The following is a 14,328-nucleotide window of genomic DNA, read 5'->3' as shown; positions in this document are numbered from 1 at the left end:
GAGTTACATAAGTCATGATCAGCCGTGTTGCCAGCTTCCATAATTATCGCTCAGTGGCCAATGATATGAATCGTCAGCAAGTGAGGGTTCAGGAAAATCACCAGCAATTAGCATCGGGAAAACGCCTGCTAACGGCCGGTGATGACCCGGTGTCATCAATCTATATTCAGAACTTCGATCAACAGAATACCGTCATTGATCAGTCGATTAAAAGTATTACCATGGCGAGAAATCGCCTGAACAATGAAGAAACCGCTGTTGCTGAAGTTGAAAACTTGTTGGATGAGGCAAAGCGTAAATCCATGATGATGGTGAATGGTTCATTGTCTGGTGATGACCGTGTTGCACATAAACAGGATATGCAGGGGTTATACGATTCATTTATGAATCTGGTTAACAGCAAAGATGAGTCAGGTAATTTTGTTTTTGCCGGCACCCAATACAGCCAGCAGCCTTTTTTCCGTGATAACAGTGGCCATGTGACCTATGTTGGTGACAGTTATCAGCGGATGGCAAAAGTGGCCCCTTCGGTCGATGTTCCGGTCAATGATGCCGGTGATAAACTCTTCATGGAAGTCGCTAATCCATATGGTGACTACCAGGCTGATTACGCTCTGCAGAGCGGTTCATTATTGCTGTTATCACAGGCCAGCAATACTAACGATACTGATCAGTCTGAATATCGGGTGGCGTTTTCAACGTCCGGAGCCGGAACATCATACGAACTGTTTCAAAATGGCACGTTAGTTAATAGCGCTCCTTTTGATCCGCAAACCGGAATCCAATGGGGAACACTGCAAATTGATCTGGAAGGCGAGGTGACAGATGGTGATAGTCTGACATTAAATCGCCAGGAGCATATCAGTGTTTTCGATGCCTTTAAGCGGGGTATTGAGCTGGCGGATAAAGATGTGTCTGATGCCTCAGCCAGTGCAGAATTGCATCAGGTCGCAGAAGAGATGTCGCAAGCGTTCAAGCATATAAACCGAACACGCTCAGAGGTGGGTACTCGCCTGCAAACCTTAGATCGTCAGGAAGATATGCACCAGGATTTTAGAATCGTAATGAGCCAGGCTCGCGGCACACTGGAAGATTTAGATTATGCCAGTGCCGTCATTGAACTAAATGAAAATATGATGGCATTGCAGGCATCGCAGCAAGCCTTTGCTAAAACCAAAGACTTGAACCTGTTCAATTATATTTGATTGTCTCGAATGGTTTGTCTGGAAAAAGAAAAGCCTTTGTTGATGCAAAGGCTTTTTCTTTTTCTGCCCCCTACTCTTGCTGCATGGTTCGACTGTTATTCCGATTGGAATTACCCGATAGACTTAAAGGGCACGTTATTGCCGCCTTTATATATTGCCGTTGCCACCCATCATTAACATTATGTTATATAACGATTTTAATGTTGGCACGTTGTTTGCTTTGTTCTGGTCGGTGGCAAATTTATTGCCAATGAAAATTAATTTATAGCTGGCCCCGCTTCACTGTCTTTTGAACTGTTCGTTGCGGGTAGGCTGTTTCGCTTGAAAGCGAAAGTCAAAGGAGAGCAAAATGGGTGTAACTGTAAACACCAACGTGTCTGCCATGACTGCGCAGCGTTACCTGAATAAAGCATCTGGTGAGCTTAGCCAATCGATGGAGCGTCTATCCACGGGTAGCAAAATCAACAGCGCAAAAGATGATGCCGCGGGTCTGCAAATTTCCAATCGTCTAGTGGCGCAAACTCGGGGTCTGAATGTTGCCATACGCAACGCCAATGACGGTATTTCGATTGCCCAGACGGCAGAAGGTGCCTTGCAAGAATCCACCAGTATTCTGCAGCGTATGCGTGATCTGTCACTCCAGTCTTCCAACGGCGCCAACTCAGATGATGATCGTGAGGCAATTCAGCAAGAAGTCTCAGCGTTGCAGGACGAGCTGAACCGTATTGCGGAAACGACGGCGTTTGGTGGTCGTAAACTGTTGAATGGTCAGTTCGGCGAAGCGGCGTTTCAGATTGGTGCAGATTCCGGTGAAGCGATCATCATGGGCCTGACCAGCGTCCGTGCCGATGACTCGCGCATGGGGGGCGATATCATCAAGGCCAAAGGGATGGCGGGTGCTGACTGGCAAGCGGCTGCAGGTGATCAACTGGTCATTAAGGTTGCGGGCTCTACCGATCCTGTCTCAGTTAACATGATTGCCGGTGATGATATTGAAGAAGTGGCGACGCGAATCAATGGGCAACAAACCGCCGTTGTCGCCTCTGTCAGTGAAAAAGGTGAGCTTCAGCTTTTTTCCGAAAACGGAGCCGTCACCATTGATGGCACAACAAAGCTCGCGCAAGGCAAAGATGCGGCGGGCGCAAGTGTGGATCTGTTTAGTGGTTCAGCAAGTCAGTCAATCACGGTACAAAAAGTTGATGTAGGCACGGTTGGCGGTGCCCAGGAGGCTGTCGGTACGATTGATGCGGCACTGAAGTATATCGATACTCAGCGTGCGGATCTGGGTGCGAAGCAGAACCGTCTCGGCCATACCATCAACAACCTGGCCAATACTGCCGAAAATGTATCGACCTCGAACAGTCGTATTCGTGATACGGACTTTGCCAAGGAATCGACGCAGATGGCTAAAAATCAGATCTTGCAGCAAGCCAGCACCTCGATTCTGGCTCAGGCCAAGCAGGTACCACAGGCAGCACTGACGCTGCTGCAATAGTCTTCCCGCATTGAAATAAAAAACGGCAAAGGGGCAATCCCTTGCCGTTTTTTGTTGCCTGTTCCTGGCCTCCCGAACCCCAGAACGATTTTGTACATTATCGGGTTGATTTTTATTAACTTGATCACACTTCTTACGGTTTTCAAAATTTTCTAAAAAAAAACTTAAAGGTTTTCCTGAGCATGCCGTTACAACTCATGTACTAAGAATAACAAGGTTTTTCCGGCTGGGCTGGTCAAGCCATTTTGAATACTGAAGGAGATACATTATGGCAGTTACAGTAAACACTAACGTTTCTGCAATGACCGCTCAGCGTTACTTAGGCCAGGCAACTGAAGCAACTGGCAAATCTATGGAGCGTCTTGCGACAGGTAGCAAAATCAACAGTGCGAAAGATGATGCGGCAGGTCTGCAAATATCTAACCGTTTGATGACCCAGAGCCGTGGTCTGGATGTTGCGGTACGTAACGCCAATGACGGTATCTCTATGGCACAGACCGCAGAAGGTTCAATGCAGGAAACGACTAACATTCTGCAGCGCATGCGTGACTTGTCACTACAGTCTGCTAACGGTTCTAACTCTAAAGATGACCGTGTTGCTATCCAGGAAGAAGTGACAGCACTGAAAGATGAAATAAACCGTATCGCCGAAACCACCTCTTTCGGTGGTACCAAGCTGATGAACGGTACATTTGGCAGTCGCTCTATTCAGGTTGGTGCCGACTCAGGTGAAGCGGTACAGCTTACTCTGACTGATACTCGTGCTGATGCGATGAGTAGCACCGCAGTGAAAGGAACGGCTGGCGTTGGTTCTGACTGGCAAGTGTCTGCTGCGATGGCTGGTGAAGATCTTAAAATCAATGGCACAGCTGTTCAGATGAAAGAAGGCGATGACATTGAAGAGCTTGCGACCAAGATCAATGGTCGTGTTGATGGTGTGAATGCATCTGTTGCAACGATTATTGAACAAGATGCCAATGGCAACGATGTTGAAAAGTTAGCGCTACAGGTTGTTTCTGATTCAGATACCGCGATCACATTTGAAGGCGGAGCAACAACGGCTGCGCTAGGTCTGGCAGATGCTGCAGCCGGTGCGGGCAGTGCATCTGTTCAGGAGATCAACGTTGAATCGGTAGGTGGTTCACAGCAGGCCGTCGCCATTCTTGATAACGCCCTGAAGCAAATTGACTCTGACCGTGCGAAGTTGGGTGCGTCTCAGAACCGTCTGAACCACACCATCAACAACTTAGACAACGTTAACGAAAACGTTTCTGCTTCTAACAGCCGTATTCGTGATACTGATTTTGCGAAAGAAACAACGAATATGACCAAGAACCAGATCCTTTCTCAGGCTGCGACGTCAATTCTTGCGCAAGCAAAACAAGCGCCACAAGCTGCACTTAGCCTACTAGGTTAATTCCATTAAAAACGGCAAGGGGCCTTCCCTTGCCGTTTTCTGCTATATGCAGCTTTCAGAAAAGTAAGAAGGTGAATGATTATGGATATAAAACCCGTGTCAACTTCATCTCAGCCCTCATCGCTATCAAGAAATGGCACAAATGTTGCTAGTATTTCAGACGATTCTCGGGGCTTGCCATCAGCATCTAACCCCGTTAATGCCGCAGACCTTGATCACAGCAGTGATAAAGGTAAAGCGGACGTCCGTCGGGTAGAGCAATCGACGGAGCTGAAAAAGCATGGTGAGATCCAACGCGAACAGCTTGAGAAAATGGTTGAAAAAATCGAAGAGTTTGTCGGCACCTTGAATAAAGGCCTGGCATTTCGTATCGATGAAGAATCTGGTCGTGATGTTGTCACTGTCTATGAAAAACGAAATGGTGATGTGGTCAGGCAGATCCCTGATGAAGATATGTTGGAACTTTCCCGGCAGCTAGCATCGCATTCCGGGGGGCTGGTAACGACAAAAGTGTAACTCTGGTATCATTTGAGGTAGTCAATGAACATAGGCGCATCAGCCACCGCTTCAGGTCTTGATATTAACAACATGGTTAATAAGATCGTTGAATCTGAACGGGCTCCAAAAGAAGCGCGTATCAATCAGCAGCGAGATAAAGTTGATGTCAGTCTCAGTGCCTACGGGCGGCTGAAAGGTTCGTTAGATACCATGAAAAACCTGATGGCGGATTTTCGTCACAATGATGTATTATCTGCGCGAACGGCGAGTTCTAACGACACTGATGTTTTAACCGCTTCAGCCTCACCCGAAGCCATTCCCGGTAAATATACGGTTAACGTTCAACAACTCGCCCAATCTCACAAAATTGTTTCAAGCTCTTTTGATGAAAAAGAGAAATTGGGAGCGGGAAAACTTGCTATCGGCCTGGCAGGTACGCCGTTTACGGTTGATATCCCGGAAGATGAAAGCAAAATTATCGATGTTGTTCGGCTGATAAACCGACATCCATCTAACCCCGGAGTGATGGCATCCATCATTAAAGATGATGTCGGGGCGCGTTTGGTGTTGGCGTCTGATAAACCTGGTGAAGAAAATAGCATCAAGGTTAAAGTCGATGCGCCTTCATTCAGTACGTTGCAAAAGTTTGGTTTCAACAGCAACCATGACGTTAATTCCATGACTGAAATGCAGCCGGCGAAAGATGCCCGCGTGCTGATTGATGGGTTGGCGGTTGTCACCAGCAGTACGAACGTGATTGAAGATGCGATTAAAGGGGTTGATCTGAACTTAGCTCAGTTGACCGATGGCCTGGAAACGCCCCATGCTGTCGTGGATGTGAGTTATGATCGTAACCAGGTCGGTGGCGCCATTGAGCAGTTTGTGAATGCTTATAACCAGTTTTTTGATGTCAGCCAGCAACTTGGCAAGTTTGATCCACAAACTCAGGAAAAAGGCCCTTTAATGGGTGACACCATTATCCGTGCTGTCACCAACCAACTGCGAGCCGCTTTTTCGACGCCGGTCGATGATGCACCAGCGTCGGTTAAAACCCTGACGGAACTGGGCATCACCACGAGTATGAACGGCCGGCTGGAGGTCGATTATGATCTGCTGGACAAACAGCTTGATAAGAATTTTTCCGATGTCGGCGAATTTTTTGGTGGTCCTAATGGTTTTGCGCGCAGGGTTGAAGATTTGATCCACTCGCATACCGGGATCACTGGCAGTATCAGAGGGCGGGAAAACAGCTTAACAGATCAGGTAACGCGTTTAAATTCTGATCAGGCGAAGTTAGATCGTCGCATGGACAGCGTGCAAAAGCGCACCCATGATCAGTTTACGGCGATGGATTCAGCAATGGGTAAAATGCAGGGCCAGCTTGGTTCTATGATGAGCATGATGCCCCAGATGTAATGATTGAAGAGAGCCTTTATGCAACGTTTAAATCAGTTAGACAATGAACTGGAGGCGATTTTAGCTGTTGAAGGTGACGTTGCTTCTGATGAGTTGCAACAGTTATTGCAGCAACGCGAGTCTCTTTTACAACAGTTGATGGCTGAGCCTGAACGCTTAAATAAAGAGGAGTGGCAGGCTGCGGTTGAACGGACAACGTGTTTGCTTGCGCGGATCCGTCACCACAGAGATATGTCAGCAAGCCAACTACAACGACTACAGCACGGGCAACGCTCGATGCAGGTTTATAATAAATTTCGGTAAGGTAATAAAATGGCAATGAGAGGATCGCTACAGGCTTACAAACGAGTCTCAGTAGACAGTCAGTTAACGTCGGCATCTCCTCATCGGGTGATCCAGATGTTAATGGGCGGTGCAATAGAGCGCCTTATCCAGGGTAAATCCGCGATGCAGCAAGGTTCGATTGCTATCAAAGGCGAACGTTTGGGTAAAGCACTCGATATTATTATCAGTTTACGCAGCTGCCTGTCGATGGAAGACGGCGGTGAGATTGCGGCCAACCTTGACGCATTGTACGACTTCATGATCCAGCAAATTTACCTGGCAAACCAGGAAAACAAGCCTGAGCCGATTGATGATGTGATCGATATGCTACGTGAGATCAAATCAGCATGGGAACAGATCCCGGTGGATTATCACAACATGACTCAGCTTGATGTGTAGTCGTTATTCTTATCGTCTATAGTCAATGGGGATTGCTAGATAGTTACAGAAATCCCCTGAATAGATCCAATTTTAGCCAAAACCTGTCTTAGTTTATTTATTCCTTTGTACTGGGGTCACAGCTTTTATGCGTCCCCGGTTGCCTTCTCCTGTGCTTTTATTACAATAGCAGCCCATAACTTTTGGTTGCTGTTCCTCTCGAATACGCCACAAAATATAAAATTCTTATAAAGGCAGGCAATATCAGTCCTATGCAAGGTATAGCAAAGACCCTCGTTATTGATGACGATCTGCAGCACCGTCATGACCTCAGTGTGATTCTTAACTTTGTTGGTGAACAGCATGAAGCAGTATCAACCGATGAAGTAGAAAACCCACTTTGGGAAAGGGCATGGGGTGCCTGTTTACTGGGTAAAATTAGTTCCAATAAATCACTTAAGAAAATTCTGGACTACTTACGCATTCATAATCATATCCCGGTGATTGCCTTATCTGATCATGCCCGCGACTTAGCAGGGCTGACCAACTATGTGGGTGAGTTAGAGTTACCGCTAAATTACGGTCAGTTAGCCGGTGCATTACGCCATTGTCAGGAGTTTCTTGGTAAGCGTACTTTTCAGGTGCCTCAGATCGGGCGCAAGAATGTGTTATTCCGCAGCATGGTGGGGCGCAGTGAAAGCATCAGCCAGGTACGACACCTTATAGAGCAAGTTGCATCAACAGATGCCAGTGTTTTGATCCTTGGGGAATCCGGTACCGGTAAAGAAGTTGTTGCGCGCAATATTCATTATCACTCTTCTCGTGGCAACGGCCCATTCGTGCCAGTTAACTGCGGTGCTATTCCACCGGATCTGCTTGAAAGTGAATTGTTTGGCCATGAAAAAGGGGCCTTCACCGGGGCGATTTCTTCGCGCAAGGGACGTTTTGAGTTGGCTGACGGAGGCACGTTATTTCTCGATGAGATCGGTGATATGCCGATGTCGATGCAGGTGAAATTACTGCGCGTGCTTCAGGAGCGTTGTTTTGAGCGGGTGGGGGGAAATGCGACCATTAAAACCAATGTCCGCATTATTGCGGCGACACACCGTAATCTCGATGCAATGATCCTCGAGAATACCTTCCGTGAAGATTTATACTATCGCTTGAATGTGTTCCCTATTGAAATGCCGGCGTTACGTGAACGTATTGAAGATACGCCGCTGTTGCTGCAAGAACTGCTGGCAAGAATGGAAGCGGAAGGCGCGAAGTTAATCCACTTTACGCCGCGGGCGATTACTTCATTGATGGAGCATGACTGGCCAGGCAATGTTCGCGAACTGGCGAATCTGGTTGAACGCCTTCTTATCCTGTATCCGGGGGAAATGGTCGATGTGAATCATTTGCCGGTGAAATATCGCTATAGCCATATTCCTGACTTCCAGCCAGAAGAGAATTTTCTGTCGACAGAAGATCAGGAACGTGCAGCATTAGCCGATATGTTCGCCTCTTCATATAGTGAACAGGAAGAAATCTTAGGCTTAAATGATCTGCCGTCGGAAGGGGTAAACCTGAAAGAGATGCTGGCTGAACTTGAAGTAGAGATGATCTGCCAGGCACTTGAAGCTCAGTCGGGGGTTGTTGCCCGTGCCGCTGATATGTTAGGTATGCGTCGAACGACTCTGGTTGAGAAAATGCGTAAGTATGGTTTAAACAAAGAAGAATTACGTTAAATTGTCACTTTTTTAGGGCGGGTGTCATTTTATTGACCCTGCCAAAGCCCTTTCCTCTTACTCAACCTGTTGATACTATTGGTTTTAATTTGGCATGGAAAATGCTTAATTAAGCATTTTATGTACTTTTGTTAGGTATCGCATGGGTGAAATCGAATCTCCGCTAGGAACGTTAACTCAGCAAATCAGCCGTTATAAACAAGTACTGGATGTCATGCCTGCGGGAGTGATTCTACTTGATCCGATGGGGTGCGTATGTGAAGCAAACCCAGAGGCTCACCGGCTGTTAGAAGAGCCGCTTGAGGGAGAGCGCTGGTTCTCGGTGATCCAGCGTGCTTTTGCTCCTCAGGAGGATGACGGTCATGAAGTCTCTTTACGTAGCGGACGTAAGGTTAAATTAGCGATTTCTGCTTCTGATGCCGGTCAGCTGATTCTGATCACCGATATGACCGAAACTCGTCTGCTGCAATCCCGTTTCAGTGAAATGCAACGGCTATCATCTCTGGGGAGAATGGTCGCTTCTCTGGCACATCAAGTGCGTACCCCTTTATCAAGTGCGATGCTGTATGCCTCTAATTTATCGGCACCTAACCTGAATACCCAGACCCGACAGCGCTTTCAGACGAAATTAGTTGATCGCCTTCACGACCTGGAGAAGCAAGTCAATGATATGTTGCTGTTTGCCAAGGGCGGAGACAACAAGGTGGTAAACCGCTTTGACCTCGAGAGCTTGCTTAACGAGCTGGAACCAATGGTGGAGGCGCAGGTGGTGGCGAACCAGGTCGACTTCAGTATTGATTGCGATGATGAAAGTGCAATGATTTTGGGCAATGCCAATGCACTGGCCAGTGCATTAAGTAATGTGATCACCAACGCGATTCAGATGTCGGGTAAACAATGTAAAGTCGCGGTAAGTTGCACCCGGTATAACAGTGATGTCTATCTGTCGGTAACCGATAACGGGCCGGGTATCCCGGCTGATATGCAGGCGAAAATATTAGAGCCGTTTTTCACGACTCGTCAGCAAGGAACCGGATTGGGGCTGGCGGTGGTACAGATGGTAGCAAATGCCCATAAAGGTCACCTTTTATTAAAGTCAGAACCAGGCCACGGGGCGTGTTTTACTTTAAAGGTTCCCCTTGCGGAAAATCAGGCACCGCTGCAGGTTAATACCTGCTCGGACAGTGAACAACAGGCCTTGAAGCAGGCAGCGCTAGGAGAATTTCGATGAATCAAAGCCGTGTATTAGTCGTAGAGGATGATGAAGGCTTGCGTGAAGCCTTGATTGATACATTAGCGCTGGCGGGGTACCAATGGATAGAAGCAGACAGTGCAGAACAAGCTTTACTGATATTGAAATCGGAACCTGTTGATATTGTCGTTTCTGATGTGCAGATGGCCGGTATGGATGGCTTGGGGTTATTACGTAATATCAAACTGCACTGGCCGAAGACACCAGTTTTGTTAATGACCGCTTACGCCAACATTGAAGATGCGGTATCAGCAATGAAAGAAGGGGCGATTGATTATATGGCTAAGCCATTTGCCCCCGAAGTACTGCTCAACATGGTGAGTCGTTATGCGCCAGTCAAGAGTGAGTCAAGCCATGCTATTGTCGCTGATGAGAAGAGCCTCAAACTACTCGCTTTAGCTGATAAGGTCGCGAAAACGGACGCCAATGTAATGGTGCTAGGCCCGAGCGGTTGCGGTAAAGAGGTTATGTCGCGCTACATCCATGATCACTCCAATCGCAGCGAAGGCCCATTTGTTGCCATTAACTGTGCGGCGATCCCGGATAATATGCTGGAAGCCACGTTATTCGGCTATGAAAAAGGCGCATTTACCGGGGCCGTGCAAGCGTGTCCGGGAAAATTTGAGCAAGCCCAGGGCGGCACTATTTTACTGGATGAAATCAGTGAGATGGATTTAAACCTGCAAGCAAAATTGCTCCGGGTGTTGCAAGAGCGTGAAGTCGAACGCTTGGGCAGTCGTAAAAGTATCAAGCTGAATATCCGTGTTCTGGCAACCAGCAACCGCGATTTAAAACAGTATGTGGCGCAAGGACATTTCCGCGAAGATCTGTATTATCGTCTGAATGTGTTTCCGTTAGTCTGGCCGGCGCTGACAGATCGTAAAGGTGATATCGTGCCGTTGGCACAATATTTCACTGAACGCCATTGTATGAAACAAGGGTTACCGGTACCGGTACTGAGCCAGAGTGCGCAAGTGAAATTGCAGCAATACGGGTGGCCGGGCAATGTACGTGAGCTTGATAACGTTATTCAGCGTGCATTAATTTTATGTGACAGCCTCAGTATTGAAAGCGGACATATTTTACTGGAAGGGCTGGACTGGCTGGATGCGCACAGCCTGCAATCCGCGGTACAATTGCATACGACAGTGCAATTACCTGCAGAACGACCCACTGTTGAACCTGTCTCGGTTGCAGCGTCACGCGACGGACTAGGAAATGAACTTCGCGAGCAGGAGTTCACCATTATTCTCGATACCATTAAAAGCTGTGAAGGCCGACGTAAAGACGTGGCTGAACAATTGGGCATCAGCCCGCGAACATTGCGCTACAAGTTAGCAAAAATGCGCGATGCCGGAATTGAGATCCCACTCTGATAAGATTAAGCGTGATTTATTACGGCTTATTAATAAAACTGGCGTTAAGTTTGCCATTTAATGAGCAAAAGCAGTGCTAATCGACACCATCGTCAATATAATGACAGCGCGAGGAAGACAATGAACGTCAATGGACTACAAACAGAAATGCAAAGCCTGAAGCTGGAAGCGCAAAATACCTCTCGCCCGGCAACGGGACAGCAGGTCAGTGCCGATTTTGGTGCATTGCTTAACGATGCGGTTAAGTCGGTTAATCAGCTTCAGGGGCAATCGAGCGATCTCAGCACCCGGTTCGATCAAGGGGATCGCAGTGTATCGTTATCCGATGTGATGATTGCAAGAAATAAATCGAGTGTTGCTTTTGAAGCTACCGTACAGGTTCGCAATAAACTGGTGGAAGCTTATAAACAATTAATGAATATGCCAGTGTAATCCAGGATATAGTTAGTGTCGGAACAAACACCAAACCACGAATTAGCTGTAGCGGGAAATGCACCGGCTCCTGTTGTCACAGACAGTGAACTCGATCTGCATAACCCCGATGCAGAAGAAAAAAGCGCCACTCGTGTTGATAGCCTGTTAGGCAACCTGGACTTATTACGCCAGGTTATTCTTGTGCTGTCTGTTGCTATCTGTGTGGCATTAATTGTCATGGTGGTGATGTGGATAAAAGAGCCCGAGATGCGTCCGCTCGGCACCTATTCCACAGATGAACTTATTCCGATCCTTGATCATTTTGATCAGAAGAAGGTGAACTACAAACTGGAAGGGAACACGATTCGTGTTCCGGCTGATGATTTTGCTGCAATTAAGCTGGACTTAACCCGTACGGGGTTAAATTCGGTGGTGTCCGAAGGCGATGATATTTTGCTGCAAGACATGGGCTTTGGTGTTTCCCAGCGTCTTGAACGTGAGCGGTTAAAGCTTAGTCGGGAACGTCAGCTTGCTCGTGCCATTGAACAGATCCGTCAGGTACGCAAAGCCCAGGTGCTTTTGGCGATGCCTAAGCAAAGCGTGTTTGTACGTCATAATCAGGAAGCGTCAGCAACGGTGTTTCTGACCTTGTCATCAAATGGCATGCTGGGTCAGCAAGAAGTTGACTCCATTGTTGATATGGTGGCAACGGCTGTTCCTAACCTGAAACCAACCCGAGTGACGGTGACCGATCAACATGGTCGGCTGTTGAGTTCGGGCACTGAAGATCCGAGTGCGACGGCGAAGCGTAAAGAATATGAATTAGAGCGTAAACAGGAAAAAACCTTGCGTGAAAAAATTGACGCAATTTTAATTCCTGTTTTAGGGCTGGGAAATTATACCTCTCAGGTCGATATCTCGATGGATTTCAGTGCGATTGAAGAAACGCGTAAACAGTTTGATCCTGCGACGCCATCAACCCGCAGTGAATATACGCTGGAAGATTACAATAACGGCAATGTGGTTGCAGGCATTCCCGGCGCATTAAGTAATCAGCCTCCTGCAGACTCATCTATCCCGCAAGACATTGCTGATATGCAGTCAGGCAAGGGGTCAAACAACGGCTCTGTTCACCGTGAAGCCACCCGTAACTTCGAACTAGATACCACGATTAGTCATAAGCGGGCCCAATCAGGCACGATCAGTCGTCAGACCGTATCTGTGGCGATCAATTACAAGCAAGTGATTAACCCTGAAACCGGTGAAATTACCCGCGTCCCGGTCAGTGAAGCTGATTTGGTTAAAATCCGCAGGTTGTTAATGGGCGGGGTTGGGTTTGCTGAGTCACGGGGTGATCTGCTGGAAGTCATCTCAGTTGCATTCGCGGTACCGGAAGAGATGCAATTGGTTGATTTGCCTATTTGGGAGCATCCGAATTTCAATAACTGGATACGCTGGCTGGCTGCCGCTTTGGTGATTATCGTCGTAATCATCGTGCTGGTTCGTCCGGCGATGAAAAAATTGTTGTATCCGAACCAGGCCTCAGATGGTACGCCGCTTGATGCAAATGGCTTACCGATCCTTGCCAATGGCGAAGAGGGGGTTGGTTTGATTGGTGCTGAGCTCGATGGTATGGAAAGTTTTGAATTGAGTAGCAGTAATATAGATTTGCCAAACCTGCATAAAGATGAAGATCTGCTAAAAGCGGTCAGAGCGTTGGTGGCAAATGAGCAAGATTTAGCAGTGCAAGTAGTGAAAGGTTGGTTAAACGAAGATGGCTAATGAAGTTGCAACCACTGAAGATAAAAAATTTGATGTCATGACCTTAAGCGGCACTGAGAAAGCAGCGATCTTATTGCTCAGCCTCAGTGAACAGGACGCGGCCAGTATTATTCGTCATCTTGAACCGAAACAGGTCCAGCGAGTCGGTAGCTCGATGGCAAGTATGGCAGATTTGAGTCAGGAGAAGGCCTCTGCAGTACATCGCCATTTCCTCGAAGATATTCAGAAGTACAGCAGTATCGGTACGGGCAGCGAAGATTTTGTCCGTAATACCCTGATTGCTGCGTTAGGTGAAGATAAAGCGAATAACCTGGTTGATCAGATCCTGATGGGCAGTGGTTCTCGCGGGCTGGATTCATTGAAGTGGATGGATCCGCGGCAGGTTGCCAGCATTATTCTTAACGAGCACCCGCAGATCCAGACTATCGTACTGTCATACCTGGAGCCTGAGCAGTCTGCCGAAATCATGTCTCAGTTCTCAGAGCGTGTCCGGCTTGATCTGATGATGCGTATTGCCAATCTTGAAGAAGTTCAGCCAGCAGCATTGCATGAACTGAATGACATCATGGAGAAACAGTTTGCCGGTCAGGCTGGTACTCAGGCGGCCAAAATTGGCGGCTTGAAAGCAGCGGCTGAAATCATGAACTACCTCGATAACAATGTCGAAGGCTTGTTGATGGATCAGATCCATGAAAATGACGAGGATATGGCAACACAAATCCAAGATCTGATGTTTGTATTTGAAAATCTTGTTGAGGTGGACGATCGCGGAATCCAGTTGTTACTGCGTGACGTACCGCAAGATCTGCTGCAGAAAGCCCTTAAAGGTGCTGATGATACCCTGCGTGAGAAAATTCTCCGTAATATGTCAAAACGTGCGGCAGAAATGCTGCAAGACGACCTGGAAGCAATGGGTCCTATCCGTGTGGCCGATGTGGAAGCGGCACAGAAAGAAATTCTTTCTATCGCCCGTCGTCTGGCCGATGCCGGTGAGTTAATGCTCGGAGGTGGCGGTGGTGCTGATGAATTCCTGTAAGCTAA

13 protein-coding genes are annotated in these 14,328 nt (G+C 47.6%); all 13 read left to right on the top strand.

Going from position 1 to position 14,328, the window contains the following annotated elements; genetic code table 11:
* Positions 1-14 precede the first annotated feature (14 nt).
* The 13 genes from flgL (at position 15) to fliG (ending at position 14,323) form a co-directional block, all read left to right on the top strand.
* Positions 15-1,205: a flagellar hook-associated protein FlgL gene (gene flgL / locus R3289_RS08545; RefSeq protein WP_318925105.1), complete on the top strand. Its 1,191-nt coding sequence runs from the start codon at positions 15-17 to the stop codon at positions 1,203-1,205.
* 349 nt (positions 1,206-1,554) lie between these two features.
* Positions 1,555-2,700: a flagellin gene (locus R3289_RS08540; protein ID WP_318925104.1), complete on the top strand. Its 1,146-nt coding sequence runs from the start codon at positions 1,555-1,557 to the stop codon at positions 2,698-2,700.
* Between the two features lie 268 nt (positions 2,701-2,968).
* Positions 2,969-4,117 carry a flagellin gene (locus tag R3289_RS08535; protein WP_318925103.1) on the top strand — a complete coding sequence of 383 codons (1,149 nt, stop codon included), beginning with the start codon at positions 2,969-2,971 and terminating at the stop codon, positions 4,115-4,117.
* A gap of 81 nt (positions 4,118-4,198) precedes the next feature.
* A complete protein-coding gene (locus R3289_RS08530; RefSeq protein WP_318925102.1) occupies positions 4,199-4,633 on the top strand; it encodes a flagellar protein FlaG in 435 nt (144 codons plus the stop codon).
* A 24-nt stretch (positions 4,634-4,657) separates the two neighbouring features.
* A complete protein-coding gene (gene fliD, locus R3289_RS08525; RefSeq protein ID WP_318925101.1) occupies positions 4,658-6,031 on the top strand; it encodes a flagellar filament capping protein FliD in 1,374 nt (457 codons plus the stop codon).
* An 18-nt stretch (positions 6,032-6,049) separates the two neighbouring features.
* Positions 6,050-6,334, top strand: a complete 285-nt coding sequence (locus R3289_RS08520; RefSeq protein WP_318925100.1) for a flagellar rod protein FlaI — start codon at positions 6,050-6,052, stop codon at positions 6,332-6,334.
* A gap of 15 nt (positions 6,335-6,349) precedes the next feature.
* Positions 6,350-6,754 (top strand): flagellar export chaperone FliS, encoded by a 405-nt coding sequence (fliS, locus tag R3289_RS08515; RefSeq protein WP_318925251.1) that lies wholly within the window; start codon positions 6,350-6,352, stop codon positions 6,752-6,754.
* A 251-nt stretch (positions 6,755-7,005) separates the two neighbouring features.
* A complete protein-coding gene (locus R3289_RS08510) occupies positions 7,006-8,463 on the top strand; it encodes a sigma-54 dependent transcriptional regulator (RefSeq protein ID WP_318925099.1) in 1,458 nt (485 codons plus the stop codon).
* A 142-nt stretch (positions 8,464-8,605) separates the two neighbouring features.
* A complete protein-coding gene (locus R3289_RS08505; RefSeq protein WP_318925098.1) occupies positions 8,606-9,694 on the top strand; it encodes a sensor histidine kinase in 1,089 nt (362 codons plus the stop codon).
* A complete protein-coding gene (locus R3289_RS08500) occupies positions 9,691-11,091 on the top strand; it encodes a sigma-54 dependent transcriptional regulator (protein ID WP_318925097.1) in 1,401 nt (466 codons plus the stop codon). The genes R3289_RS08505 and R3289_RS08500 overlap by 4 nt, the downstream gene beginning before the upstream one ends.
* Before the next feature lie 120 nt (positions 11,092-11,211).
* Positions 11,212-11,523: a flagellar hook-basal body complex protein FliE gene (gene fliE / locus R3289_RS08495; protein WP_318925096.1), complete on the top strand. Its 312-nt coding sequence runs from the start codon at positions 11,212-11,214 to the stop codon at positions 11,521-11,523.
* A gap of 15 nt (positions 11,524-11,538) precedes the next feature.
* A complete protein-coding gene (gene fliF / locus R3289_RS08490; protein ID WP_318925095.1) occupies positions 11,539-13,287 on the top strand; it encodes a flagellar basal-body MS-ring/collar protein FliF in 1,749 nt (582 codons plus the stop codon).
* A complete protein-coding gene (fliG, locus tag R3289_RS08485; RefSeq protein ID WP_318925094.1) occupies positions 13,280-14,323 on the top strand; it encodes a flagellar motor switch protein FliG in 1,044 nt (347 codons plus the stop codon). Before fliF ends, fliG begins: the two co-directional genes overlap by 8 nt.
* The last annotated feature ends 5 nt before the right edge of the window (positions 14,324-14,328 follow it).

Source organism: Photobacterium sp. (assembly GCF_033720175.1).
In the GTDB taxonomy this organism is placed as follows: domain Bacteria; phylum Pseudomonadota; class Gammaproteobacteria; order Enterobacterales; family Vibrionaceae; genus Photobacterium.
This window is presented reverse-complemented; position numbering and strand designations above follow the sequence as displayed.

Coding starts and splice junctions, on each gene's coding strand:
- flgL (WP_318925105.1), top strand. CDS start 15: ATGATCAGCCGTGTTGCCAGCTTCCATAATTATCGCTCAGTGGCCAAT.
- R3289_RS08540 (WP_318925104.1), top strand. CDS start 1,555: ATGGGTGTAACTGTAAACACCAACGTGTCTGCCATGACTGCGCAGCGT.
- R3289_RS08535 (WP_318925103.1), top strand. CDS start 2,969: ATGGCAGTTACAGTAAACACTAACGTTTCTGCAATGACCGCTCAGCGT.
- R3289_RS08530 (WP_318925102.1), top strand. CDS start 4,199: ATGGATATAAAACCCGTGTCAACTTCATCTCAGCCCTCATCGCTATCA.
- fliD (WP_318925101.1), top strand. CDS start 4,658: ATGAACATAGGCGCATCAGCCACCGCTTCAGGTCTTGATATTAACAAC.
- R3289_RS08520 (WP_318925100.1), top strand. CDS start 6,050: ATGCAACGTTTAAATCAGTTAGACAATGAACTGGAGGCGATTTTAGCT.
- fliS (WP_318925251.1), top strand. CDS start 6,350: ATGAGAGGATCGCTACAGGCTTACAAACGAGTCTCAGTAGACAGTCAG.
- R3289_RS08510 (WP_318925099.1), top strand. CDS start 7,006: ATGCAAGGTATAGCAAAGACCCTCGTTATTGATGACGATCTGCAGCAC.
- R3289_RS08505 (WP_318925098.1), top strand. CDS start 8,606: ATGGGTGAAATCGAATCTCCGCTAGGAACGTTAACTCAGCAAATCAGC.
- R3289_RS08500 (WP_318925097.1), top strand. CDS start 9,691: ATGAATCAAAGCCGTGTATTAGTCGTAGAGGATGATGAAGGCTTGCGT.
- fliE (WP_318925096.1), top strand. CDS start 11,212: ATGAACGTCAATGGACTACAAACAGAAATGCAAAGCCTGAAGCTGGAA.
- fliG (WP_318925094.1), top strand. CDS start 13,280: ATGGCTAATGAAGTTGCAACCACTGAAGATAAAAAATTTGATGTCATG.